This window comes from Polaribacter sp. Z022 (genome assembly GCF_023555495.1).
In the GTDB taxonomy this organism is placed as follows: Bacteria; Bacteroidota; Bacteroidia; order Flavobacteriales; family Flavobacteriaceae; genus Polaribacter.
Genome location: NZ_JALCZO010000003.1, coordinates 187,677 through 213,945, shown reverse-complemented (window position 1 = coordinate 213,945; position 26,269 = coordinate 187,677). Strand labels below are relative to the sequence as shown.

19 protein-coding genes are annotated in these 26,269 nt (G+C 28.8%); 9 read left to right on the top strand and 10 right to left on the bottom strand.

All coding sequences use genetic code 11. The features are described 5' to 3' along the window. Nucleotides 1-61 precede the first annotated feature (61 nt). From MPF13_RS07795 to MPF13_RS07760, 8 genes are all read left to right on the top strand, one after another. Nucleotides 62-1,246, top strand: coding sequence for an FtsW/RodA/SpoVE family cell cycle protein (locus MPF13_RS07795; RefSeq protein WP_249981814.1), 1,185 nt, complete (start codon nucleotides 62-64; stop codon nucleotides 1,244-1,246). Further along, the gene (gene murG, locus MPF13_RS07790) at nucleotides 1,230-2,324 is read left to right on the top strand and encodes an undecaprenyldiphospho-muramoylpentapeptide beta-N-acetylglucosaminyltransferase (protein WP_249981812.1); all 1,095 of its coding nucleotides are present in this window, start codon (nucleotides 1,230-1,232) and stop codon (nucleotides 2,322-2,324) included. Before MPF13_RS07795 ends, murG begins: the two co-directional genes overlap by 17 nt. Next, nucleotides 2,321-3,673 carry a UDP-N-acetylmuramate--L-alanine ligase gene (gene murC, locus MPF13_RS07785; RefSeq protein WP_249981811.1) on the top strand — a complete coding sequence of 451 codons (1,353 nt, stop codon included), beginning with the start codon at nucleotides 2,321-2,323 and terminating at the stop codon, nucleotides 3,671-3,673. Before murG ends, murC begins: the two co-directional genes overlap by 4 nt. Beyond that, nucleotides 3,663-4,388 carry a cell division protein FtsQ/DivIB gene (locus MPF13_RS07780; protein ID WP_249981809.1) on the top strand — a complete coding sequence of 242 codons (726 nt, stop codon included), beginning with the start codon at nucleotides 3,663-3,665 and terminating at the stop codon, nucleotides 4,386-4,388. The genes murC and MPF13_RS07780 overlap by 11 nt, the downstream gene beginning before the upstream one ends. A gap of 7 nt (nucleotides 4,389-4,395) precedes the next feature. Continuing rightward, complete coding sequence (ftsA, locus tag MPF13_RS07775; protein ID WP_249981807.1) at nucleotides 4,396-5,730, top strand: cell division protein FtsA; 1,335 nt, start codon at nucleotides 4,396-4,398, stop codon at nucleotides 5,728-5,730. Between the two features lie 56 nt (nucleotides 5,731-5,786). After that, the gene (ftsZ, locus tag MPF13_RS07770) at nucleotides 5,787-7,694 is read left to right on the top strand and encodes a cell division protein FtsZ (RefSeq protein WP_249981806.1); all 1,908 of its coding nucleotides are present in this window, start codon (nucleotides 5,787-5,789) and stop codon (nucleotides 7,692-7,694) included. Nucleotides 7,695-7,874: 180 nt separating this feature from the next. Then, nucleotides 7,875-10,499, top strand: coding sequence for a DUF6923 family protein (locus tag MPF13_RS07765; RefSeq protein ID WP_249981805.1), 2,625 nt, complete (start codon nucleotides 7,875-7,877; stop codon nucleotides 10,497-10,499). A 194-nt stretch (nucleotides 10,500-10,693) separates the two neighbouring features. Further along, complete coding sequence (locus MPF13_RS07760) at nucleotides 10,694-10,909, top strand: hypothetical protein (protein ID WP_249981804.1); 216 nt, start codon at nucleotides 10,694-10,696, stop codon at nucleotides 10,907-10,909. A gap of 166 nt (nucleotides 10,910-11,075) precedes the next feature. Here the strand turns inward: MPF13_RS07760 and MPF13_RS07755 are convergent, their stop codons facing one another. From MPF13_RS07755 to MPF13_RS07730, 6 genes are all read right to left on the bottom strand, one after another. Beyond that, nucleotides 11,076-11,240, bottom strand: a complete 165-nt coding sequence (locus MPF13_RS07755; protein WP_249981802.1) for a hypothetical protein — start codon at nucleotides 11,238-11,240, stop codon at nucleotides 11,076-11,078. Nucleotides 11,241-11,257: 17 nt separating this feature from the next. Next, nucleotides 11,258-15,394 (bottom strand): LamG-like jellyroll fold domain-containing protein, encoded by a 4,137-nt coding sequence (locus MPF13_RS07750; RefSeq protein WP_249981801.1) that lies wholly within the window; start codon nucleotides 15,392-15,394, stop codon nucleotides 11,258-11,260. Nucleotides 15,395-15,969: 575 nt separating this feature from the next. After that, a complete protein-coding gene (locus MPF13_RS07745) occupies nucleotides 15,970-16,860 on the bottom strand; it encodes a hypothetical protein (RefSeq protein ID WP_249981800.1) in 891 nt (296 codons plus the stop codon). Between the two features lie 94 nt (nucleotides 16,861-16,954). After that, entirely contained in the window at nucleotides 16,955-18,019 is a 1,065-nt protein-coding gene (locus tag MPF13_RS07740; protein ID WP_249981798.1) for a 7TM diverse intracellular signaling domain-containing protein, read from the bottom strand. A 123-nt stretch (nucleotides 18,020-18,142) separates the two neighbouring features. Continuing rightward, complete coding sequence (locus tag MPF13_RS07735) at nucleotides 18,143-19,330, bottom strand: pyridoxal phosphate-dependent aminotransferase (protein WP_249981797.1); 1,188 nt, start codon at nucleotides 19,328-19,330, stop codon at nucleotides 18,143-18,145. Nucleotides 19,331-19,364: 34 nt separating this feature from the next. Continuing rightward, nucleotides 19,365-20,456 (bottom strand): fatty acid desaturase family protein, encoded by a 1,092-nt coding sequence (locus tag MPF13_RS07730; protein ID WP_249981796.1) that lies wholly within the window; start codon nucleotides 20,454-20,456, stop codon nucleotides 19,365-19,367. A 122-nt stretch (nucleotides 20,457-20,578) separates the two neighbouring features. Here MPF13_RS07730 and rsmG point away from each other — a divergent pair, with 122 nt between their 5' ends. After that, entirely contained in the window at nucleotides 20,579-21,208 is a 630-nt protein-coding gene (rsmG, locus tag MPF13_RS07725; protein ID WP_249982322.1) for a 16S rRNA (guanine(527)-N(7))-methyltransferase RsmG, read from the top strand. Nucleotides 21,209-21,223: 15 nt separating this feature from the next. Here rsmG and MPF13_RS07720 read toward each other — a convergent pair whose 3' ends face one another. From MPF13_RS07720 to MPF13_RS07705, 4 genes are all read right to left on the bottom strand, one after another. Next, the gene (locus MPF13_RS07720) at nucleotides 21,224-22,141 is read right to left on the bottom strand and encodes a glutaminase (protein WP_249981795.1); all 918 of its coding nucleotides are present in this window, start codon (nucleotides 22,139-22,141) and stop codon (nucleotides 21,224-21,226) included. A gap of 72 nt (nucleotides 22,142-22,213) precedes the next feature. Continuing rightward, nucleotides 22,214-23,137 carry an SMP-30/gluconolactonase/LRE family protein gene (locus tag MPF13_RS07715; protein ID WP_249981794.1) on the bottom strand — a complete coding sequence of 308 codons (924 nt, stop codon included), beginning with the start codon at nucleotides 23,135-23,137 and terminating at the stop codon, nucleotides 22,214-22,216. Nucleotides 23,138-23,276: 139 nt separating this feature from the next. Further along, nucleotides 23,277-24,971, bottom strand: a complete 1,695-nt coding sequence (gene lysS / locus MPF13_RS07710) for a lysine--tRNA ligase (RefSeq protein ID WP_249981792.1) — start codon at nucleotides 24,969-24,971, stop codon at nucleotides 23,277-23,279. A gap of 693 nt (nucleotides 24,972-25,664) precedes the next feature. After that, nucleotides 25,665-26,165, bottom strand: coding sequence for a DUF456 domain-containing protein (locus tag MPF13_RS07705; protein ID WP_249981790.1), 501 nt, complete (start codon nucleotides 26,163-26,165; stop codon nucleotides 25,665-25,667). Between the last annotated feature and the right edge of the window lie 104 nt (nucleotides 26,166-26,269).

Genomic DNA, 26,269 nt, shown 5'->3' with positions numbered 1-26,269 from the left:
TAAAGAATACAAAAGTAATGAATCTAAAAACCTAGTAATCTAGGTATTTGTAAATCTAGTAATGAAAACCATTTTTCAACATATTAAAGGAGATAAAACCATTTGGGCAATAGTTGCAATTTTAGCAATATTCTCATTTATGCCAGTGTATAGTGCAAGTACAAATTTGGTTTATGTTGTTGGTAATGGTTCTACTTTAGGGCATTTGGTCAAACATATTGTTTTATTAATTATGGGTTTTGCTATAATTTATGGTGTTCATAAAATTCCTTATAGATATTTTTCTGGAGGTTCTGTTTTAATGTTACCAGTAGTTATTGTTTTGTTGATTTTTACTTTAGCTCAAGGAACAACAATTGGAGGAGCCAATGCAAGTAGATGGATTAGAATTGGAGGAGTAGGGTTTCAAACATCTACATTAGCAGGCTTGGTTTTAATGGTTTATGTTGCTAGGTATTTGGCTAAAAACAAAGAAAAGATAATTAACTTTAAAGAGAGTTTATGGCAATTATGGTTGCCAGTTTCAGTTGTTTTAATGTTAATTTTACCAGCAAACTTTTCTACAACAGCTATTATTTTTGTGATGATTTTAATGGTTGCTTTTATTGGAGGATATCCATTAAAATATATAGGTTTTATTTTAGGAGCAGGTGTTGTTGCTCTTTCCTTTTTTATTCTTATAGCCAAAGCTTTTCCAGATGCAATGCCTAATAGAGTTCAGACTTGGCAAAGTAGAATTGAAAGTTTTTCTGACAAACAAGGTAAAGAAGCATATCAAGTTGAAAAAGCAAAAATTGCTATAGCTACAGGAGGAACAATTGGTTTAGGTCCAGGAAAAAGTGTACAAAAGAATTTTTTACCACAATCTACGTCCGATTTTATTTTTGCAATCATAGTAGAAGAATATGGGTTGATAGGAGGTTTTTTAGTAGTCTCAATATATTTTATTTTATTATTTAGAATTTTTGTTGTGATAAAAAAGACAACAACAATTTTCGGAACTTTATTGGTGCTTGGTGTAGGTATTCCAATTATTTTTCAGGCAACAATAAATATGGCTGTAGCAACAAATTTATTTCCAGTTACAGGTCAAACGTTACCACTAATTAGTAGTGGAGGTACTTCTATTTGGATGACGTGTTTTGCATTAGGTATGATTCTTAGTGTAAGTGCTTCAAAAGAAGAAACAGAAGAAGATATTTTAGATGATAACCCATTAGACATACTACATGAAACAATCGATTAACATATTAATTTCTGGTGGAGGAACAGGAGGACATATCTATCCTGCAATTGCAATTGCAAATGAAATAAAATTGCGTTATCCAGATGCTAATTTCTTATTTGTAGGAGCAAAAGATAAAATGGAAATGGAAAAAGTTCCGCAAGCGGGATATGAAATTAAAGGATTATGGATTTCTGGAATTCAAAGAAAATTAACTGTAGATAATTTATCATTTCCTTTTAAAATGTTGAGTAGTTTAAGAAATGCGTCTAAAATTATTAGAAAATTTAAACCAGATGTAGCTATTGGTACAGGAGGTTTTGCAAGTGGACCAACTCTAATTGTGGCCAATTCTAAAGGGATACCAACTTTAATACAAGAACAAAATTCTTATCCAGGAATTACTAATAAATTGTTGAGTAAAAAAGCAAATAAAATTTGTGTTGCTTATGATAATTTAGATAGATTTTTTCCAGCTGATAAAATTGTGAAAACAGGAAATCCTGTTCGTCAAGATTTATTGTCTGTTCATACTAAAATAGAAGAAGGTAAATCGTTTTTTAAGGTAGATAAAACTAAACAAACAATTTTAGTTTTAGGAGGAAGTTTAGGTGCGCGAAAAATAAATCAATTAGTAGAAGAAAACTTAGAATTTTTTAAAAATCAAGAAGTACAAGTTATTTGGCAATGTGGTAAGCTGTATTTTGAAGAATATAAAAAACACAACGAATTAGAAAACATACAAGTACATCAGTTTTTAAATAGAATGGATTTAACTTACGCTGCTTCAGATATTATAATATCTAGAGCAGGAGCTAGTTCGGTTTCAGAATTATGTATAGTTGGTAAGCCAGTAATTTTTATACCTTCTCCAAATGTGGCAGAAGATCATCAAACAAAAAATGCAAAATCAATTGCAGATAAACATGGTGCAATATTGTTAAAAGAAAGTGAGTTAGAAACTTTTCCAATAATATTTGAAACCTTGTTAAAAGACAAAGGGAAACAAGAACATTTATCAGAAAATATTAATGAATTAGCATTGCCAGGAGCAACAACAGATATTGTTAATGAAGTTGAAAAATTATTAAAAAAGTGAATTTAAATACTATACATAACGTCTATTTTGTCGGAATTGGAGGCATAGGAATGAGTGCAATAGCTCGTTACTTTGCAGCTAATGGAAAAAGTGTGGCAGGTTATGATAAAACTCCTTCTCAAATTACAGCTGAGTTAGAAGGCTTAGGAGTAGAAATTCATTTTGAAGACAGTTTAAAAAGTATCCCAATTTCATTTTTAAATAAAGAAAAAACATTAGTTGTTTATACACCAGCAATTCCTAAAAATCACGTAGAATTAAATTATTTTTTAGATCATAATTTTACAGTTTTAAAAAGGTCAGAAATTTTAGGTAAAATTACTGAAACTACATTTTGTTTAGGTGTTGCAGGTACTCATGGTAAAACAACAACTTCTTCAATTTTAGGTCATATTATGGCTCAGGTAAAAGCAACGTCTTTTTTAGGAGGAATTGCAGAGAATTATAATTCGAATTTAATTTTAGGAGAAGATAAAGTTAGTGTTGTAGAGGCAGATGAATTTGATAGGTCTTTTCTTAGGTTGAGTCCTAATATTGCATGTGTAACTTCTATGGATACAGATCATTTAGATATTTATGAAAAACCAGAAGCTTTGCAAGAATCGTTTAGAGAATTTGCAAACAAGGTATCAGAAACGCTTATTGTAGCAAAAGGGGTGCCTTTAAATGGTTTAACTTATGCAATAGATGAAGAAGCAGATTATAAAGCATTCAATTTAAAAATAAAAAACGGAAAATATATTTTTGATGTTAAAACACCCTCGTCAGAAATAAAAAATATTGAATTTAATTTACCAGGACAACACAATGTTATGAATGCTTTGGCTGCATTAGCAATGGCAAATGTTTATGGAGTTTCATTAGAAAATATTAAACAAAGTTTGGCAACTTTTAAAGGTGTAAAACGTAGATTTTCGTATAAAATAAAAACAGAAGATTTTGTTTTAATTGATGATTATGCACATCATCCTACAGAAATAAATGCAGTACAAAATTCTGTTAGAGAAATGTATCCAGAAGAAAAAGTTTTGGTTGTTTTTCAGCCTCATTTATTTTCTAGAACAAGAGATTTTATTGATGATTTTGCTGAAGCTTTATCTAAGTTTGATGAAGTGTTGTTGTTAGATATATATCCTGCTAGAGAACTTCCAATAGCTGGAGTTGATTCTGATTGGCTATTGAGTAAGATAGACTGTAAGCAGAAAAAAATGACACAAAAAAATGATTTGGTAAAAGATATTAAAAATTCTTCAGCAAAAGTGTTAACAATGCTAGGTGCAGGAGATGTTGGGGTTATGGTAAATGAGGTAACTAAAGAACTTTTAAAAACTATGAAAAATGAAGTTTAAAAGGTTTTTAAAATATGTTGTTTTCCTATTGTTAATAGTAGGTTTGGGCTTTTTGTCAAGTTTTTCAATTAAAAGAAATTTAAATAAAAAGGTAGCCAAAGTAGAAGTAGAATTTGAAGCAGGAGATAATAATTTTTTAACTCATTCTATGGTTAATAAATTGTTAATACAAAATGGAACAAGTGTGAAAAACCAAGCAAAATCTGTAATAAATTTATACAGTTTGGAAAGAACCATGTCTAAAAATCCATATGTTGAAAAAGCATCTGTTTTTTTAACAATTGCTGGTACATTAAAATCAATTATAAAACAGCGTACACCTGTTGCAAGAATTATAAAAGAAAATAGTTCTTATTATGTTGATAAGCAGGGAGTAAAAGTTCCTTTGTCTACTAATTTTTCAGCAAGAGTTATGTTGGTTTCAGGCATAAAAAAGGATGCAGAAGTAGAAGAAGTTTTACCTCTAATTTCGTTTATTTTAGAAGATGATTTTTTAAAAAAAGAGGTGGTAGGAATAACCAAATTTGAGAATCAAGAATATCAAATTTCTGTAAGAAGTGGAGATTATAAAATAGATTTTGGAAAATTATCTAAAATGGATATAAAATTTAAGAAGTTAAAAGCGTTTTATAATAAAACATTTGAAGATAAAACGATTCAGAATTATAAATTGATTAATGTAAAATATCACAACCAAGTTGTGTGCACTAAATAAATCTAAAATGGAAAACAATAAAATAGCAGTTGGTTTAGATATTGGTACAACCAAAATTGTTGCCATGATTGGTCGTAAAAATGAATACGATAAGATTGAGGTTGTTGGTATTGGAAAAGCCAAAAGTTTAGGAGTAAAACGTGGTGTTGTAAGTAATATTACACAAACTATACAATCTATTCAACAAGCTGTAGATGAAGCAGAAAGTGTTTCTGGAGTTAAAATAGAAGAAGTTGTTGTAGGTATTGCTGGTCAACATATTCGTAGTTTACATCATAGTGATTATATCACAAGAAATAATGCTGATGAAGTTATTGATGAAAATGATATTGAAGATTTAGTAAATCAAGTTCATAAATTGGTTATGCTTCCTGGAGAAGAAATAATTCATGTTTTACCGCAAGAATTTAAAGTAGATTCTCAAGCAGATATTAAAGAACCAATTGGTATGTATGGTGGGCGTTTAGAAGCTAATTTTCATGTTGTAGTTGGTCAGGTTTCATCTATTAGAAATATTGGACGTTGTGTAAAAAGTGCTGGTTTAGGTTTAAATGAAATTACATTAGAGCCTTTAGCATCAGCTTCTGCTGTTTTAAGTCAAGAAGAAAAAGAAGCAGGAGTTGCTTTAATTGATATAGGTGGAGGAACAACTGATTTGGCAATTTTTAAAGACGGAATAATTAGACATACTGCAGTAATTCCTTTTGGAGGAAATGTAATTACTGATGATATAAAAGAAGGTTGTTCAATTATAGAAAAACAAGCCGAACTTTTAAAAGTAAAATTTGGTTCTGCATGGCCTGGAGAAAATAAAGAAACAGAAATAGTTTCTATTCCTGGATTAAGAGGTAGAGAACCAAAAGAAATAACATTAAAAAATTTATCTAAAATAATACACGCAAGAGTTCAAGAAATAATAGAACATGTGTATTTAGAAATAAAAAATTATGGACATGAAACTGCAAAAGGAAAATTAATTGCAGGTATTGTGTTAACTGGTGGTGGATCTCAATTAAAACATCTTCGCCAATTAGTAGAGTATATTACAGGTATGGATGCAAGAATTGGTTTTCCTAATGAGCATTTAGCAGGAGATTCAGATGAAACTTTATCAAGTCCATCTTATGCAACAGCAGTTGGTTTGTTAATGGAAGGGTTAGAAAAAGGGTTTAAAGAAGAAGAAGTAGAAGAGGTTGAAGAAGAAATTATAGAAGAAAAACCAGAAGATTCTATTAAAGAAGAGGTAGAGCCAATTCCAGAAGCAAAGCCAGTACCAAAAAAGAAGTCGTTTTTTGAAAAGTTTACAGAAGGTTTAAAAGACTTTTTAGACAACGCAGAATAAAGTTGATAAAAGAGAACAAAAAATTTAAAATTAAAATAAACAATAGATAGGTTATTATGAGCGCAGAATTTGATAACATTTCATTTGACATGCCAAAAACACAATCTAATACCATTAAAGTAATTGGTGTTGGTGGTGGTGGAAGCAATGCAGTAAACCACATGTTTACGCAAAATATTAAAGGAGTAGATTTTGTAATCTGTAATACAGATGCACAAGCTTTAGAAAACAGTCCTGTTCCTAATAAAATTCAATTAGGAGCAAACTTAACTGCTGGTTTAGGAGCTGGAGCAAATCCAGAAGTTGGAGCACAAGCAGCTAAAGAAAGTATGCAAGAAATTCAGCAAATGTTAAATACCCAAACAAAAATGGTATTTATTACTGCTGGTATGGGAGGTGGTACAGGAACTGGAGCTGCCCCAATTATTGCTAAAATTGCTAAAGATATGGATATCCTAACTGTGGGTATTGTAACTATGCCATTTGCATTTGAGGGTAGAAGACGTTCTAAACAAGCTCAAACAGGAATCGATCAACTGCGCCAAAATGTAGATTCTTTAATTGTTATTAATAATAATAAACTACGTGAAGTTTATGGAAACCTTGGTTTTAAAGCAGGTTTTTCTAAAGCAGATGAAGTTTTATCTACTGCTTCTCGTGGAATTGCAGAAGTTATTACACATCACTATAAACAGAATATAGATTTACATGATGCTAAAACTGTACTTTCTAATAGTGGAACTGCAATTATGGGTTCTGCAAAAGAAGAAGGTCAAACAAGAGCTAAAAATGCTATTGTAAAAGCATTAGATTCTCCTTTATTAAATGATAATAAAATTACAGGTGCTAAAAATGTATTGTTATTAATTGTATCTGGTACTAATGAAGTTACGTTAGATGAAATTGGAGAAATTAACGATTATATCCAAGATGAAGCTGGTTACGATGCTAATATTATAATGGGTATTGGTGAAGATGAAGAATTAGGAGAGGCAATTGCTGTAACTATTGTTGCTACAGGTTTTGCTGCAGATCAACAAAATACCATTACAAATACAGAGGTAAAAAAAGTGGTTCATACATTAGAAGATGAACAAAAAGCTACTTATGATTTTAGTGAGAAAAAAATTACGAAATCACCTACTTTAGAAGAACCTTTAACTAATAAAACAGAACAAAAAATAGTTCATGTTTTAGAAGAAGAGGAAGTTGTAGTGCCAAAAACAGATACTTTAAAATCGAATGAAGAAGTAACAAATACAAATGTTATTTTTGATAATGTAGAAGTTGAAAATATAACTGAAGACGATTTTGTAATTACAGATGTAACTCCAGTTATAGAAGAAAAGGTAATTGAAGAAGTAAAACCTACTCAATTTGAATCATTGTTTGATATGCCTTTAAATTCTACAAACGATATTAAAGCAGATGAAGAAATTCGTTTTTCTTTACAAGAAGAAACTCAAGTAAATGTTAACGAAATTGAAGTTTTTGATGCAGAAGAAATTGTTTTTGAAAGAAAAGAAGTTGAAACTCGTTATGTTTTAGAAGATTTTGATGCGCAACCAACAATTGGTAAAAGTTCTGCTTTTGTAGAAAAAAAGATTGAAAACAAAGTTGAAGAAGAAGAAATTAAGTTTGAATTAAAAACAAAATCTCCATCAGTAGATGTTAATCAAACACAAATTCAAAGCGAAGAAGTTTCTCCTTTAGATTTAACAATTACAGAACTACAAAAAAGAGCAGAAGAACGTCGTAAAAAAATGAAAGGTTTTAACTATAAGTTTAATGACCAAATGAATAAGAATATAGATGAAATAGAACGTCAACCAGCTTATAAAAGATTAGGGGTAGATTTAGATACTAATGCATCTATTAGTAATAATAAGACATCTATGAATAAAGATACAGATGAAATTATTTTAAAATCTAATAATTCTTTTTTGCACGATAATGTAGATTAAAAATTAATTAAATATTTATAAAAAAATCACATCTTTTAGGTGTGATTTTTTTTGCAATAAACACAAGAAAACAACTTAGCTATATTAATAATACCATTTATCGAAACTTTTAAGTAAATAATCTTTCCTAAGCATATTTTAAGTCTATTTAAAGCTACTTTTATAATAAAAAGTACAAAAATGAAAACAATTCTACACTCAACAGGAAAAAAAACATTATTTACATTAATAATATTATTAGGCTTTTTTGGCTACGCTCAAGAACCTTTTGAATGCGATTACAATGCGTATTTATTTCAAAAAAACGATGTTTACGCTTTAGATTTAGCTTCAGGTAGTTCTTATTTAGTAGCAGAAAATATAACTGAAGATTATATTAACGCTACAGGATACAACTCTGCTGATGGTTACATTTGGGGGTCTTTAAGATCTAGTAAAGATATAGTTAGAATTGGTAAAAACTTTAATGTAGAAAAATTTACGATTGATGAATTATCAACAACAAATAGATATGTTGGAGATATAAGTGTAGATGGTATTTATTATGTTAAAGCAGGTAGTTCAACAACTTTTTACAAAATTGATTTAAACCCAAATTCTCCAACTTATACACAATTAATAAGTGAAGAAATATTATCAAAGAATTTAAATATTCATGATTGGGCTTTTAATGCAGTAGATGGAAATTTATATACAGTAGAAAGATCATCAAATAAATTATATAGAATTGATTCTGAAACGTATGAAATTACAGATTTAGGAGAAGTACCAATTTTATCGGGTTTAAGTTATACTTATGGAGCAGTATATTTTGATGCATCAGGACGTTTTTATGTTTCTGCTAATCAAACAGGTACTGTTTATATGATTAAAAATGTTCAAGGTTTAAATGTTGGAGATTCTATGGAATCTAATCTGTTTGCATTTGGTCCTTCTAGTAGTTCTAATGATGGTGCAAGATGTCCTACAGCTCCAGTTCCTCAAGAAGATTGTATTAATGGTATTGATGATGATGGTGATGGTTTAACAGATTGTGAAGATCCTGCTTGTTCAGGTGTAGCAGCTTGTCCTGTAATAATTGTTCATGAGGTTTCTAGTGGTAGTGATGGTGGTTTAGAAAGTAACGATCGTCTTTCAGAAAAAATAAATTTAAGAAATTATTTAAGAAAAAAAACAAACTTTAATTTTGATAAAACAAAAGCTAAAAAAATAGTAAAAACAGAAAGTTATAAGAAAAAATCTACAAATGCTGCAGGTTTTAGTTTAACAGATTTAATTCCTTTAGATGCAATTACAGGAACCACTGCAGTAGAATCTTCACCTACAGATTTAATAGATTTAACAAATGCAACAGAACTTTACTCAGTAGATTATGTAAAAGATAATCAAACAGTTGCTGTAATACTTGCAACTAAAACAGAAAATGGAGTTTATGAACATACTAAGTTTATTTGCGACAGATTATTAGGAGCAGAATTACAGTCTGTTTCTACTATAGAGTTAGTAGATGATGAAGTTTTTGAAGATGTTAAGTTTATAAGATCAATCATAAAAAACACAAATGGTAATATTGAGTTTGTTCTTAGTTTTTCTGGTAGATTAATTAATAACGAGCAAAATTTTGAAATTGATAGTCACTGGAATATTGATAAATATGAAAAGGATGTAACTTATTATAATTTCCAAATTTGGGCAGATTCTGTAGATGATTTATATAGTTTAGCAACAGAAACGTTAGAATTATTTGAAGCACAAAAACCTATATCAGAATATAGTACATCAAGTCCTCCACCATTATTTGTTAAAAAAGGTGAGTATAAAAACGGGGCATTAGAATTACAATTAATAAATATTAGAAGAAGCAAAAGTATTGTTGTAGATGCTGGTTTTAAAAGAACAGAAACTTCGCAAACAGAGTATTTTAATGAGTCAATAGCTTTACAAGGAACTTATATTGAGAATTTAATTATAGATACTGGAAATATTTTTGATATAGGATTTAGAATTGAAAACGAATACAATTTAACACCAGATGATATATTTATGTCTGATGGAGTTTGGGGGAAAGATGATTCTCCAAAAGGTACAACAGTTAGTGAGTTTGTAATATCTCAAAATGATGATATTTATTCTGGAAATGGTCATAGGGTAGAAAGAAATATATCTTTAAAATCTACAACTAGCGAATACGTATCTGCTTTTAGATCTTTTACACCTAGATACACAGCTGTAGATTTATCTCAATATGATGTTTTTGAAATTGATGCAAGTGGTACAGGAGAATTAGAAATTACAATAGCAAAAGAAGGTATTGGTGAATGGGCTAATCAATTTAGAACCACAATAACTTTAAATGAAAATGAAACCCATTATGCAATTCCTTTTGCTCATTTTACATCAGCAGCTGGTGGTAAGATGGATTTATCTGACGCTTTAAACTTAGTATTTACAATGTCTTCAGATGGAACTAAAGTTGTAGATAAAGAAATGAATTTAAAAAATATTCAATTTACAGAGCAAGTATTAAGTGTTGGCACAGAAGTAATTGCAGAGAATGAAGTTGTTGTAAATCCAAATCCTTTAAATATAAGTTCAGAATTAAGCTTTTATGCAGAAACAGATGCAAACACTCATATTGAAATTTATAGTATAACAGGTGCCTTAGTAAGAAAATTTGAAGAAAATACGATGATAGGTAATAATAAGTTCCAATTAAAAAGAGATGGCTTAAAAACAGGAATGTATTTCATTAAAATTAGAAATGATTTTAGAAATTATAAAACTTTAAAACTTATAGTTGATTAAAAATTAGTTAAATAAATTTTGTTAAAAAACATCTCGTTTTTATTTAATTACGAGATGTTTTAAAAAATAAAATACCATTGTCGTAAACTATAAACACTACAAGTGTTTGTTTTTAAGGTGTTTAGTTGGTTTTTGTTTTGTAACATTTGTTTTAAAGAGTCGTCTGTAATATATAAACAACTAAACCATAAACCATGAAATATTTACAAGCAATACCAGTACAAGAAAGAGGAATTTTAACTTCTACATACAAACAAGAAATTAAAAATAGTAAAGTTTTAATAAAGACTAAATCTGTTTCTAGAGTTAAATCTATGATTTTAAATCATCATGGAAAAATTGAAAGTCAAACAGGAACGATAATACAGGTTTCTTTATTTATAGCTGCAATTATTTTATTTTCTTCTTAATAATATTTAAAGTCATTTCACTTTAAGAAAACAAATAATTAAAATAAAAACATTTTTTTTTTTTTTTTTTTTTTGATATCTCATAGCTTATGCTATGAGGTGTCTTTTTTAGGTAAAAAAAATCCCACAGAAAAACTGTGAGACTTTTAAATTTCCCCTTTTTCAATTAAAATCCGTTTCCTGGACTTTCTGGACTTGCAGCTTGTGCTGTTTTAGGATTTAATAAAATATACATTCCTAAAGCAGATAATGCAGTGTATTTTCCATAGTTACCAATTTTCTTAATAGCTTCTTTACGAGATATTTCTTTATGTGTTGAGTTATTTTTCATTTTTCTACAGATTTAAATTATTTTAAGATAATTGTTTTGCTCAAAATTCCTTTTTCGGTTTCAAGTTTTACAATATAAACACCAATTGAAATATTAGATAAATCTATATCCATTGTACCTGTTTTTTTAAATTGAGATTTAAAAACCTGTTTTCCAATGGATGAGAAAATTTGAAGATTCGAATTATAGTTATCTAAGTTTGTTATTTTTATAGTTTTACCAATATTAAAAATGCTAACTTTAGAAAGAGAATTATTAATATTTGTGCTTAAAGTTTTATTTGAAGTATGTAAATAAAATCTACCAATAGCATTTATATCATTTTCAATTATAATTTCTTCTGTTGTGTTATTGTTAGTTAAATCGATAAATTTATTTTGAATTTTGTCTTCTAGAAATAAATTTAAATTAGAAGGTAGGTTGTTGTAGCTTGCAGAAAAACGAATAATTTCTCCTTTTTTGGCAGTTACTCCAATTGGTATTACTATGTTTTCAAAATTATTATTTGGTAATGATTGAATTGTATAATTATTGTTGTTTTCGTTGTTTATTAAACGTGTAAAAACATCTAAACTAGCTCCGTTAAAATTGCCTATATCATAACCAGGGTCTAAACCTAAAGTAGCATTTTTAAAATATTTAATATCAGTAGTTACATAGTTGTTTTTATTTGATAGTTTTAAAGTTATACTAGGAGTTGATAGATTTTTTTCAAAAGTAGATGTGCTAGATACTGGTTTTATGCTTCTTTTGTTTTCATTGAATTTAATTTCTGTTTGTCCAGACTTCATAAAAACAAAGAATCCTTGTCCAGGAGGAAGAGAACGACTTGTTGCATCTACTTCAGAAACCGCAATATATTTATTCTGTGTATTATCCCACAAGTACAAGCTTTTAAAGTTATCATCTAAAGCAGTAAAGTTATCATTTAAAAAACTAGATGAAGTATTTTTATTTGCTGGGTAATAGGTTGTAAATGGGTTCCCAATAGCATTCCATTTATTATCAATTAACGTTTTTGTAAGATCGTCAACAGCTAAAGTTCCAGTAAAACTAACTTCACCATCAGTACTTCTTGAAATTGAGTAGCTCTGTCCTGCTATAAATTCTGTAACTGAAGATACATCTGCATCATAATATATCCATTTGTTTCCATCTGTTTGTGAGTCATCATAATAAGCAATTGCATATCTATTTGGATTTGGAGTTGGATTAACACGAATATCATTAGCTGTATTTTCTGCAAAAGTTTTTATAGTTTGTCCAGAAACAGGAGGAGTTACAATACTCCACTTATTAGCTAATAAACCACCTCTTTTATAAGTAATGTTTCCAGTAGAAGTACCTTCTACAAATAAAACACCACTAGTAGTTTTGTCTGAATTTAAATTTAGTATACCATTGGTTGAAAATGAGTTTTGAATAGTAAGTTCTTTGTCTTTTGGAATATTTAAAGTAGCAGTGTTTTCTAATGTAAAATCATCAATAACTAAATTATCTACATCTATTGTAACTGTTTGACCAGAAGCGATAATTGTTTTGTTTACTTGAGAGGGTACAACACCTAAACTCCAATTACTTGCTGTTGACCAATTACCAGTTATAGCAAAAGTATTAGTTGCCATTATTCCGTTTTGAAAAGTATTTGTAACACCTTGTACAAAATTTGAAGAGGTACCTGATTTTGCAAACCCATTAAGTGAACCAGATAAATTGTTAGAACTACTATCTGTAATTGTTATAATTCCAGAATTATCTGCTTCTGCTATTCCTTCATTCATTTTGTAATAAGCAGCTAGATTTGGTGTGTTTGATGGAAGTGTTTTATCTTTTTGAGCTAATATTTCTGAAGCTGATAATACTTTTGTCCATATTCTAACTTCATCTATATCTCCATTAAAAAAGTGTGCATTATTTCTTGCTCCTATTTCAATATCTGCACTACTGCTAAACATAGTACCTGATACATTATATGAACCAGCAGCTATACCATTAATATATGCATTCATTACAGAGCCATTAAAAGTTAATGCTATATGAGACCAGGTACCAGCATTAATAGCTGTTGAAGATTCAAAGTATTGGTCTGTACTACCATCTGTAGTTACTGTAAATTCTATCTTACCAGAAGAAAGTAGTATAAAGGCAAAAGCTTCTTGGTTATTTGCATATTGACTTAAATATGTTTGTGTTCCTAAAACATCTGGTTTTATCCAAGCTTCTGCAGTAAAACCTGAACTAAAATCAAAAACAGGATTATCTGCAATGGTAATTCTATCATTAGTGCCATCAAAATTAAGCGCATTATTTAGTAAAATGACTTTTACATCTCCATAAGAGGTTCCTTGGGTATTAGTAGCGTAGGCTCTGTAATAATAAGTTGTTTGACTTGTTAAACCTGTTATGTTTTCAGAAAATATACCTACTCCAGTTCCATTTGTACTTTTTGTTACTCCAGGATCTCCAATTTTAGGGTTTGTATCTGTAGATGAATATAAAATACCACGTTCTGTGACTGGACTGTATCCTTGACTGGTAATATTACCTGCTAATGATGCAGAATTGGCAGTTACTGTGGTTGCATCTGTTGTAGAAACGATTGGGATATCATTTAAAGTAGTGAAACTTTTTATAGCTCCATAGGCAGTTCCTTTACTATTAATAACATATGCTCTATAATAATAAGTGGTTCCTTTTTTTAAAATAGAAATGTTTTTGGTGAAATCTAAATTTCCAGTGCCATAGGTGTCTTTTGTTACACCTGTTTTTCCAATTTCAGGATTTGTATTTGTAAATGAGTATACAATACCTTTTTCTGTGATAGCATTTCCTTTATCATCTATACTGCTTCCACCTAAATTTGCACCATTTAAAGAAATGTTATTTGCATTATCAGTAATAATTGAAGGTAAATTATTTATGAAAATAAATGTATCTAAAAATTCTACAAAAGGATAATAATAATTTACATTAGTTATAACTACTTTGTCAATATTTGTAAATTTTGAAGCGTCCATTGTATAACTACCATCCGAAAAAATATTGGTTTCATCTACACCATTACTTATAGCACCATCGCTAGTGAAGGCTTCAATTTTTTCTATGTATGAAGCCCCAGATCCATTATAATAAAAAGAAATAAAGTCAAATTCATCAGTATTATTTTCGGCAGTAATAGTTATTGTTTCTCCACCTCCTGTTGTTGCACCTCTAAGTGAGTTTGACCCATTTTCTCCTTGATTAGTGTCTCTTTCCCAATTGCCATTAGAAACAACAAATTTTAAACCTTTTGAGATATAGGTGTTAGAACCATGAGTATCACCATCGTTCCACGTTTCATTATCAAAATCAACAATAGTTGGAGAAGCTTTATAAGTTGTAAAACTTTTTACTTTTCCATACCCTGTTCCTTCACTATTAATGGCATAGGCTCTATAATAATATGTTGTGTTTGCAGATAATCCATTTATAGTTTCAGAAAAACTTCCTAAACCAATAGTTCCGTTTGTATCTTTAATAACGTTAATTTCTCCAAACTCTGGGGTTGGATCTGTAGTAGAGTAAAGTATACCTCTTTCTATTATTGCTAAGCCATTATTGTGAGTTACATTTCCTCCCATTATTGCAGAGACATTTGTAAATTTATTTTTAGCTATTGTATTTGTTGTTAGAACAGGAATTAGACTTGAAGGATTTTGCGAAATAATAAAAGCTACATCTTCTGTACTTCTTTCACTAAAAACAAACATAGTACCATTTTGATAAGGGTTTAAATATGAATAACCTAGTTCAGTTAATCCTATAAGCTGAAAAGTGTAAATAGTATTTTTAGTAACTGCTAAAGGAGTATTAAGTATTAAATCTTGATAAGAGTAATCTGATGATGAAGTATAATTATCAATTAATGTGACAGATTGACTTACTAATTCTGTTCCGGAAATAGTTGCACCTGCATATATTTTTAAAGTACAGTTGCATGCTAAGTTATTTGTTACACCTATACTTATTATTGTTCCATCCACAGATGTTTCAAAAGATTGCCCAGTCTGAGTTCCAAGATAAGTAGCAGCAACATTATCGTTTGTAACGTTTACTTGTGAAAAAATTAGCCCAATATTAAAGAAAAACGTTATTAAAAGTATTATTTTTTTCATTACATATAAATTTATTTATTCTTAAAGTGATTTTATTTTCTGTTTTATCTTTTTATGTATTTGCCATATTGAAACTATTTTGTATGAAGCATATAGAATGTATATTACAATTGGAATTGTAATAAAAAGATAAGTTTGGGTTTCTTGCTTTATACTTAATAATAATAATATGATACAAACACTTATAGAAAAAACTATGAGGTATTTTGTAAATGTTTTAACTTTTATCCTATTTTCTTTTAAAGTATATAACAATGATTTTTTATGTATTTCTTGATGCATAGCTTTTTAATTCTGGTACAATTTTATGAAGATATTGAAATGATTTGCCCATCTTTTCAGATAGTTAAGCCTATCCTTTTAGATAGTTTATTATATACAAACCCTTTATTTCATTGGTTTTTTAGTAAATGAAACTTGTTTTTTAAAAAACTTTAAATTTTAGATGCTTTAGTAACTAATATTAGTTACTATTTTAGTTTGTAGTAAAAAGAGAAATTATAGTGTAACAAAAAACCGTAAAATAATTTTATAGTTAAAATTGTTTTACGGTTTGTTATAATAAAATTAAAGAGTTATTTTTTATGAGACAAATATCCAATAATTGCTACACTTTGAGATTCCATTATTTGTCTTGGTGTTACTACAGTATCATTAGTTACAGAAAAAGGCATTTCTAGTTTAATATCTTTTTCATTTATGTCCCAAGAAACTAGATCTAAATCAACTAGTGTTAATTTATCTTCTGGTTTAGTTGTTACTAATGTGTCAATAGCTAAAGGGATTTTAGCATCCATAAAGATATCTGCAACCAAGGGAGAGCAAGCAATCATCTCTTTTTTGTGAAACTTACTATAATATTGCACTAATGTTGTGATGGATAAGATTAAAAGGCTAGCTTTAGTTAAGCCATATTTTTTTACTAAAACTTTATATAAAGTTCCTGTATTGTAGCGTAAAGAACATAAAACAGACAGTAACCAAGCTGTTTCAAAGGAATATTTTAAAGAAGTATTGTTATAGTACTCTCTAATTACTGTATTGATTTTTGTCTCAAAATCATCAAATTTAGTTTTATTGATATGTCTACAAACATAAATGGTTTGAACACTTGGTTCTTTCATTGTATCTTTTAGACTAGCTTGATCTATACCACGTGTACCAGCTTGAACTATTCTGTCTTGGAAGTTCGGTTGTTCTAACGTAGATGCTCTATAAATATCTACATTACCCCAAATTGCTGCATGATAAATATTCTTATAGGTTTCTGGGTTTTTTCCTGGATCACACCAAGCAATTGCAAAATGTATTAAATACCAACCAATTGCTTTCAGTTTTTCTGACTGATTTTTATATTTCTGCTCTTTATTTTTCCAAATATTTTCTACTTCCTCCCAATTAAAATCTGGATATTCAAAAATTAAAATATCCCCAATTTGTATGTCTGAATGTTCTAACTCTTTCATTTTTTTAAAGTTTAAATTGAATACAATTCTAATAAATAGCATTTAAATTAGTGCTACTATTTTAGGTAGTTTTGTGTAAAAAAGAAAGTATTTACTAGGTATAGAGTATTCTTGTATTTATTTCATTTCTCTTTTTAATATCTAATTTTTCATAGATATTTCTAGTATGAAATTTTACCGTGTTTATAGAAACAAATAATTCATCAGCAATTTTTTGATTGTTAAGTCCTTTTGCTAAATACAAAAATACATCAGTTTCTCTTTCAGTAAGTTTATGTTCTTGAGCAATAATTTCAATCTTTTTTTCAAGAACATTTTCTTCTGGAGAATTTTTAGATTGTATTTTTTCTTCTAAAATTAATACTCTTGAGATATATTCTTGTAGTTGCACACTTATTAATGTGTTTTCTTTTTGGATTTTTTTAATTCTATATGCCAAAGCAAAAGAAAGTAACATGATTTCTAAAGCTCCACCAATTTCTATAGATGATAATACAAGTTGATTGGTTGGTATCCAATTGGCACCATGCATGGTTCTTATTAGTAGGCCTAACACATAAGGTATCCAAGCCAATAAGTAAAACTTTGCAACTACTAATCCCTTTCTGTAGGCAATAATAGCTACGATTATATAAGAAGGAAAAGATAATAATACTAACCATCTGCCAAATGGAGTAATCTGTTTTAATGTGAGAATAAAACTAAGAAGAGTTAATAATAAACTTAAGCAGGCAATTACCCACATAAATTTGTTTAGTAGTTTATGGTGTTCTTTTAATTCTAAGAAAATCGCCGCAAATCGACTGGAAAAAAACATACTAATTCCAGCAAAAGTGATGTAAATAGTTTTATCTAAATTTGGTTGATTTGGCCAAAAATATTGACCACTTATTTTATTAATTGCTAAAGAGGTTAAAAGCCCAAAAATTACAGTGCCAACATAATACAAATAAGCTTTATCTCTTAAAGAAAAATATAATAAGAAATTATAAATTGCCATCACCAACATTAAACCTATGAAGATGCCTAAAAGTAAACTTCTAGGATCTGTATTTACAATAAAGTTATTGATTGCTTCTGAGTTTTGGTTATCTATAAAAAGGATGTAACAATAACTAGAAACATTTGGATTAATGATTGATAGTAAAAATGAAAGCATAAATTTTTATAAGATTAAAAACAGAAAAATCTACTTTTATAGATTGGTTAATGAGGTAAAAATAAAAAATCTCACAGAAATTCTGTGAGATTTTTAATATTGTTTACTGAGTTGAAAATAAATTTAACTCAAAGCTTCTTTTATTCTTTTAATAGCTTCTCTTATTTGTAATTCTGATGCTGCATAAGAAATTCTAATACAGTTTGGTGTACCAAAAGCATCACCAGTAACTGTAGCAACATTTGCTTTTTCTAAAATAAATAAAGAAAAATCACTTGCAGTTTCAATTTTTACACCATCAATAGTTTTACCAAAGAACTCAGAAACATCAGGGAATACATAAAAAGCACCTTCAGGAACGTTTACTTTAAAACCATCAATTTCTCTTAATAAACCTATAATTATATCTCTACGAGTTTTAAACTCATCAACCATAAATTGTATTTTAGAAACAGGTGCTAATAAAGCAGTAATTGCAGCTCTTTGAGCAATACAGTTTGTACCAGAGGTAACTTGACCTTGCATTTTTGTACAAGCTTTAGCAATCCATTCTGGTGCACCAATAAAACCAATTCTCCAACCAGTCATAGCAAAAGCTTTTGCTAAACCATTAACTGTAATTGTTCTATCATACATGCTTTCAATAGCAGCAAAACTAAAAGGTTTAGTCTCGTAATTTATGTGTTCATAAATCTCATCTGATAAGATGTAAATCTGTGGGTGTTTTTCTAAAACTGCAGCCAAAGCTCTATATTCTGCTTCACTGTATATAGTTCCACTAGGGTTATTTGGAGAGTTAAAGAAAATCATTTTTGTTTTAGGAGTAATAGCAGCTTCTAATTGTTCTGGAGTAATTTTAAAATCAGTTTCAATAGAAGATGGTATTTCTACATAAGTTGCTTCACATAAAGTAGCAATTGCAGAATAACTAACCCAATAAGGAGCAGGTAATAATACTTCATCTCCTGGGTTTAATAATACTTGAGCAATGTTTGCAATAGATTGTTTTGCTCCTGTAGAAACAACAATTTGACTTGGTTTGTAGTCTAAATTATTATCACGTTTAAATTTTGTACAAACAGCTTCTTTTAAATCTGCATAACCATCTACAGGTGAATATGAATTGTAGTTTTGGTTAATTGCTTCAATAGCAGCGTCTTTAATAAATTCTGGTGTATTAAAATCTGGTTCTCCCAAACTTAAACCAATAATATCTTTGCCTTCTGCTCTTAATTCTCTTGCTTTAGCAGCCATTGCTAAAGTTTGTGATACAGGTAAACTGTTAATTCTGTCCGATAATGGATTTTTCATTTTTGTATTAGTTGTGTTGTGGTTGTTGTATTACTTATGCTACTTCTGGTTTTTGTCCTAAAACTCCTAAATGTCTAAAATGCTCTACAATTGCTTTACTCATTGTATTGTATTCGTTGTAAGGTAAATTAAACTCCTTAGCAGTTTCTTTTACAATTTTAGCTAATTTGTTATAATGTACATGAGAAATGTGTGGAAAAATATGATGTTCAACTTGATGATTTAACCCACCAGTATAGAAATTTACCAACCAGTTGCTAGGTGCAAAGTTAGAGGTTGTGTATAATTGATGGACTGCCCAAGTGTGTTCTAAATTTCCATCTTTATCTGGTAATGGCATCTCTGTATTAGGAACAATATGTGCCAATTGAAAAACCAAACTTAAAATCATTCCTGCAGTATAATGCATTACAAAAAAGCCAATTAAAACTTTCCACCAAGAAACATCTAAAACTAAAATTGGTAAAGCAATCCATAAAAAATAATAGATTATTTTAGAAATAACCAATTTAGTCCATTCTGTAGCTGGATTTGGAAATTTACCATAAGACAATTTTCTTTTTAAATAACGATGCATTTGTTTTACATCTGTTGTTATTGCCCAATTAATAGTTAATAATCCGTATAAAAAAATAGAATAATATTTTTGAAATTTATGAATATTAAACCATTTAGAGTGTTGAGAAAAACGAATAATTCTTCCAGCATCAATATCTTCATCATGACCTTCTACATTTGTAAAAGTATGGTGTAATACATTGTGTTGTACTTTCCAGTTATAAACGTTACCAGCTAAAATATAAATACTGCTTCCCATCAGTTTATTTACCCATTTTCTTTTAGAAAAAGAATCATGATTTGCATCATGCATTACATTCATACCAACACCAGCCATTCCAATTCCGGTAACAACCATTAAAAGTATCATTGTCCATTGAGGCATAGCTACTGTTAATACCAAAATAAATGGTACTAAAAAAAGCGAAAACATTATAATTGCTTTAGTGTACAATTTCCAGTTACCAGTTCTTTTTAACTTATTATCTTTAAAATAAGTATTCACTCTTTTGTTAAGAGTTCTAAAGAACTTAGCCTTATCTACCCTAGAAAAATTTATTGTTTTCATTTGTGTTATCTATAATCTACAAAAATATACAATTTGTGATATCTTTTTATGATAAACGTCAGAATTTGTTAAGAATTGTTCCAAAACAAATAACTATTTTTGCAATTCAAATATATTTATTGATGGAAATTATAAAGAAATATTTTAAAGATTTAACTGAAATTCAAATTGAACAGTTTTCTAAGTTACAAGAATTGTATAAAGATTGGAATTTAAAAATAAACGTAGTTTCTAGAAAAGATATAGATGAATTGTATTTACGTCATGTTTTACATTCTTTAGGTATTGCAAAAGTTATGCAGTTTAACCCTGGAGCTAAAGTAATGGATGTTGGTACAGGAGGTGGCTTTCCTGGGATTCCGTTAGCAATTTTATTTCCAGAAGTACAATTTCATTTAGTAGATTCTATTGGTAAAAAAATAAAAGTTGTAAATGAAGTTGTAGCTGGTTTAGGTTTAGAAAACGTAAAAACTACTCATGGTAGAGTAGAAGAAGTAAAAGATACTTATGATTTTATTGTAAGTAGAGCAGTAGCTCAAATGGAAACTTTTGTACGTTGGAATAAAGGTAAAATTGCGAAACAACAAAACCACGATTTAAAAAACGGAATTTTATACTTAAAAGGAGGTGATTTAACAGAAGAGTTAAAACTTTATACTTCTGCAACTATTTATAATTTACCAAATTATTTTGAAGAAGACTTTTTTGAAACTAAAAAAGTGGTTCATTTAGCAATGAAGTATAAAGGATAATCTTAATTATAGTTTTTAAAATATAGAGTTTTCTGTATTTGTTGTAAATTTTTCTAAAAATAACATGCCTTTATAAGAGTTTCCTTTTGGGTTTAATTTTGGGCTCCAAACAGTAATACAAAATTCATTTGGATGCACTGCAATAATACCACCACCAACACCACTTTTACCTGGTAAACCAACTCTAAAAGCAAACTCACCAGATTCGTCATAAAAACCACAAGTAAGCATAATTGCATTAATCCTTTTAGCTTCAGAAGTTGTTAAAATGTTTTCATTTTTGTTATTTGTATAAGTTTCATCTGCTAAATAGAGAAAAATTTCTGACAATTCTTTACAACTCATTTCTAAAGAACAGGTATAAAAATAAAAATCTAAAACTGCATCAACATCGTTTTTAATGTTACCAAACGATTTAATAAAGTTACAAAGTGCAATATTTCTAAAGCCAGATTTTTTTTCTGATTGTGCTACTTTTTCGGAATAATTTAAAGAAGAATTGTTAGAAATGTTTCTACAAAAAGTTAAAAAATCTTCTTTAGGGTTTTTTAAATGACTCATTAAAATATCACAAACAACAATGGCTCCTGCATTAATAAATGGGTTTCTTGGTTTTCCAAAATCTGCTTCTAATTGTAATAAAGAATTAAACGGATTTCCAGAAGGTTCTACATCTACACGATTCCAAATATTTTCTCCTATAAGTTTGTATGCTAGTGTAAGAGTTAAAATTTTAGAAATACTTTGTATTGAAAATTTCTTATTGGCATCTCCAATACCAAAACCTTCATTATTTATTGTACTTATATGAATTCCAAAATTATTTTCATCAACATTTGCAAGTTCAGGAATGTAATTAGCAACTTTACCAGGATCATCAATACTTTTTAAATCCTTATAAATGTTTGTAATAATCTTTTTATAATTCTTCATTGAAAGTTGTTTTTTAATTTATCAAAACTAATGAAAATATAAATTGAAAAAACGAATCAATATTAATAGAATTTAATGTTTTATCTCTGGTAAATCAAAAGGATGCTGAAACCCTTTTTTAGTTAAATCCACACGATATAAATTTTTGGTTGCAGTAACAAATAAAGTTTTTTTATTGATACCTCCAAATGTACAATTGGTGGTAGGTTCTGGAAATAAAATCGAATTTATTTTAACTCCTTTTTTATTAAATACTTGAACTGTTAATTTAGATGTTATGTATAAGTTTCCTTCTGTATCTAAAGCCATTCCATCTGCAAGCGATTTAACGTTTCCATCATTAGCATTTGTTAAAGTTGTAAAAACGGTTTTATTATTTATCGATCCGTCTTTTGTATTGATATCATATTTGTAAATATTATGAGAGTCAGAATCATTAACAAAAAGAGTTTTACCATCGTTAGAAATTAAAACACCATTAGGAAAAGTATAGTTATCACCATTATCAGCAATTGTTAAATTACCATTAGGGGTTATGTAGTAAATTCTTCTTTTAGATTGAAATGCAGGATTTCTTCTAGTAGGGTCAGAAAAATAGATTCCTCCTTTTTTGTCAATACATAAGTCATTAGGATTGTCAAAACGATTGTTATTATAACTAGAAAATAAAGTTTTTATTAATGTTCCATCAGTTTTTCTTTTTGCAATATTTCCTGCTCTAAAACCACAAATAACTAAATTGTTATTATTGTCAAACATTAAACCATTACAACCATCAGTATTATTATTAAAAGCTAATGTAAAAGTATTTTTAGATACAGAATATTTATATATTTTTTTAGCTGGAATATCAGAAAAGTAAATGAAATCTGAATTATCCCAAACAGGACCTTCTATAAAACGAAATTGATCTGTACTTAATTTAATTACTTCTTGTGATACGTTTGTGTAAGAAAAAGTAATTAATAATAAAAGAGTTAAAAGTTTTGTTTTCATGATGTGGTTTTTAGAATCACGAAACTAAAGTTTAAAACAAGTATTTAGGTAAAAATTTTATCTCATAATTGATTAAAATTACCTCATAAAAAAAGCACCTATAAAAAATAGGTGCTTTTTATTATATATAAGTTGTGTTTTATAAAACTTCTACAAACAAACCTTCATCTGTTTTAGAAACTTTGGCAACTTCTTTCTTGGTTAAGCCTTTAATGGTTTTATCCCATTTTTTGTTTGATAAACCAGATTGTGTTTTTAATGCTGATAAATCTATTTTTTCTGCTTTCGTGATAATTGCTAAAACAGCTTTTTCTTCATCATTCAATTCTACAGCAGGTGCTTTTTTCTCAGGTCTCATTTGAGGGAAGAATACCACTTCTTGTATAGATTGATTGTTTGTTAAGAACATAATTAATCTATCCATTCCAATTCCCATTCCAGAAGTTGGAGGCATACCATATTCTAAAGCACGCAAGAAATCATGATCTATAAACTCTGTAGCTTCATCATCTCCTTTTTGGGCTAATTTTAATTGATGTTCAAAACGTTCACGTTGGTCTATTGGGTCATTTAATTCAGAATATGCATTTGCAATTTCTTTACCACAAACCATCAACTCAAATCGTTCTGTTAATTCTGGATTGTCTCTGTGTTCTTTACAAAGAGGAGACATTTCTTTTGGATAATCTGTAATAAATGTTGGCTGAATGTAGTTTCCTTCACATTTTTCACCAAAAATTTCATCAATTAATTTTCCTTTACCCATAGTTTCATCAACAGGAATATTCATTCCTTTTGCAGCTGCTCTAATTTCATCTTCAGTTTTTCCAGTAATATCAAAACCAGTAAAATGTTTAATAGAATCTGCCATTGTTACTCTAGCATAAGGTGCCTTAAAGTCAATTTTATGCTCACCAAAAGTAGCTTCAGAAGTTCCATTTACAGCAATTGCACAATGCTCTAAAAGTTGCTCACAGAAATCCATCATCCAATTGTAATCTTTGTAAGAAACATAGATTTCCATGGCTGTAAATTCAGGATTATGAGTTCTGTCCATTCCTTCATTTCTAAAGTTTTTAGAGAATTCATAAACACCATCAAAACCACCAACAATTAGTCTTTTTAAATATAATTCATTAGCAATTCTCATATATAATGGAATGTCTAAAGAGTTGTGATGTGTAATAAAAGGTCTTGCTGCTGCACCTCCAGGAATTGGTTGTAAAACTGGAGTTTCAACTTCAAAATATCCAGCATCGTTAAAGAAAGAACGCATTGCATTAAACAATTTTGTTCTCTTAACAAATACTTCTTTTACATGCGGATTTACAACTAAATCTGCATAACGTTGTCTGTATCTTAACTCAGGATCTGTAAAAGCATCATACACTTTACCATCTTTTTCTTTTGGTAAAGGCAAAGGTTTTAAAGCTTTACTTAACAAAGTAAAATCTTTAACACGTACTGTTTTTTCTCCAACTTTAGTTGTAAACAATTCTCCTTCTATACCAACAAAATCTCCTAAATCTAATAATTTTTTAAAAACATCATTGTATTTGGTTTTGTCTTCTCCTGTACAAATTTCATCTCTGTTAAAGTACACTTGTACTCTTCCTTCACCATCTTGTAATTGTGCAAATGAAGCTTTTCCTTGTACATTAATAGACATTAATCTACCAGCTATAATTACCTTTTTACCTTCAGCATAATCGTCCTTTATTTTTGTAGAATTAGAGTCTATTGGAAATAAATCTGCAGGATAAGGATTGATGCCTAATGCACGTAATTTTACAAGCTTTTCTCTACGTACAACTTCTTGTTCTGATAATTGCATTTTAATGTCTTTGTTTACTGTTATTTATTAAAGAATGCAAAGATACAATGCTTTGTTTTAATAGACAATTGAGAATAAAATAAAAAAGTGCTATAAAATTTGCGAATATGTAAAAACGTTGTATATTTGCCAGCTGCTTTTTGTTAGGGCAGCATTAGTTGTGTTGTTTTTGGCATTTTTGTAAAAGTGTCATGGTTTTGTTAACCAATGGAAAGCTACCCTGAAATGGGTCGCTTTTTTTTTGTCCTAAACTTTTTTTTTTGAAGCTATTTCCTGCTTTTCGCACTCGCTTTTTTTAGTTTGTTCTCGATACTAATTTGCAAAAAAGCAAATTACTCGAACTTACACTAAAAAAGAGCTCAAACAATGCTTCAATCAGGGCTAAACTTGTTTGCTAACTTTTTGTATGACATTAATAAAGTTTATTTAGATCTTAAATGGGCCTATTTTTAATTTTTGTAAGAATTCAAATTGTATAAATTGGCAAGCATCTAAAGAACGAAGTGGTCTGTATGAGAAATTGAAATACAATGTAGAATTCAATAAAATTAAAATCAGTCTAGATTTTTGTTTCTTTTCATCAATGGAAAAGAAAAAGAATAAAAAGAATTCTAGCAACTACAAAATATAAGATAAAAGGTGTTGGATAACTTATATCTTTTTAACGCTCTATTTAGTCCTGTAATATGAGAATTAAAAAAACTCTCCTTTTACTTCCCAAAACTGAATTAAAAACAATACAAAATACACTGCAGCAATAGAAAACTTAATAGTTGCAGATGCTAAAAAGCCTAAGAAAGCTCCAAAAGATGCTTTTAAAGCTCTGTTTGTGTCTTTACTATCATATAACATTTCGCCTATAAATGCACCTAAAAATGCACCAATTAACATACCAAAAGGAATAGGTGAGAGCAAACCAACAATTAACCCAATTGTGGTTCCATAAACTCCATATTTTGTTCCTCCAAAACGTTTAGTACCCATTGCAGGTATAAAATAATCGAGAATCCAAATTAAAACTGCTAATCCTAATGTAATTCCTAAGAAAGTCCAATCCATAGGAATAATTTTTGTTGTGTGTAGCAGCAATAACCCAAACCAACTTGTTAAAGGTCCAGGTAAAACAGGTAAAAATGAGCCAACAATTCCTAAGCAAACTAAAATAAAGCCTAAGAGTAATAAAAATATATCCATAGTTTTTTTTAATAATTATACTAGCTTAAAGTCAATAATCGCGCCAGTTTTCTAAATATAAGACGAAATATTTAATTGTTTGTTACAAATCTTATCAACTAAAA

Excerpts from the sequence above, each read along its gene's own strand:
- lysS (WP_249981792.1), bottom strand. The coding sequence starts at position 24,971 with ATGCAATTATCAGAACAAGAAGTTGTACGTAGAGAAAAGCTTGTAAAA.
- MPF13_RS07760 (WP_249981804.1), top strand. The coding sequence starts at position 10,694 with ATGAAATATTTACAAGCAATACCAGTACAAGAAAGAGGAATTTTAACT.
- MPF13_RS07720 (WP_249981795.1), bottom strand. The coding sequence starts at position 22,141 with ATGAAGAATTATAAAAAGATTATTACAAACATTTATAAGGATTTAAAA.
- MPF13_RS07745 (WP_249981800.1), bottom strand. The coding sequence starts at position 16,860 with ATGAAAGAGTTAGAACATTCAGACATACAAATTGGGGATATTTTAATT.
- rsmG (WP_249982322.1), top strand. The coding sequence starts at position 20,579 with ATGGAAATTATAAAGAAATATTTTAAAGATTTAACTGAAATTCAAATT.
- MPF13_RS07765 (WP_249981805.1), top strand. The coding sequence starts at position 7,875 with ATGAAAACAATTCTACACTCAACAGGAAAAAAAACATTATTTACATTA.
- MPF13_RS07755 (WP_249981802.1), bottom strand. The coding sequence starts at position 11,240 with ATGAAAAATAACTCAACACATAAAGAAATATCTCGTAAAGAAGCTATT.
- MPF13_RS07795 (WP_249981814.1), top strand. The coding sequence starts at position 62 with ATGAAAACCATTTTTCAACATATTAAAGGAGATAAAACCATTTGGGCA.
- MPF13_RS07730 (WP_249981796.1), bottom strand. The coding sequence starts at position 20,456 with ATGAAAACAATAAATTTTTCTAGGGTAGATAAGGCTAAGTTCTTTAGA.
- MPF13_RS07705 (WP_249981790.1), bottom strand. The coding sequence starts at position 26,165 with ATGGATATATTTTTATTACTCTTAGGCTTTATTTTAGTTTGCTTAGGA.
- MPF13_RS07715 (WP_249981794.1), bottom strand. The coding sequence starts at position 23,137 with ATGAAAACAAAACTTTTAACTCTTTTATTATTAATTACTTTTTCTTAC.
- MPF13_RS07740 (WP_249981798.1), bottom strand. The coding sequence starts at position 18,019 with ATGCTTTCATTTTTACTATCAATCATTAATCCAAATGTTTCTAGTTAT.
- MPF13_RS07735 (WP_249981797.1), bottom strand. The coding sequence starts at position 19,330 with ATGAAAAATCCATTATCGGACAGAATTAACAGTTTACCTGTATCACAA.
- murG (WP_249981812.1), top strand. The coding sequence starts at position 1,230 with ATGAAACAATCGATTAACATATTAATTTCTGGTGGAGGAACAGGAGGA.
- MPF13_RS07780 (WP_249981809.1), top strand. The coding sequence starts at position 3,663 with ATGAAGTTTAAAAGGTTTTTAAAATATGTTGTTTTCCTATTGTTAATA.
- ftsZ (WP_249981806.1), top strand. The coding sequence starts at position 5,787 with ATGAGCGCAGAATTTGATAACATTTCATTTGACATGCCAAAAACACAA.
- ftsA (WP_249981807.1), top strand. The coding sequence starts at position 4,396 with ATGGAAAACAATAAAATAGCAGTTGGTTTAGATATTGGTACAACCAAA.
- MPF13_RS07750 (WP_249981801.1), bottom strand. The coding sequence starts at position 15,394 with ATGAAAAAAATAATACTTTTAATAACGTTTTTCTTTAATATTGGGCTA.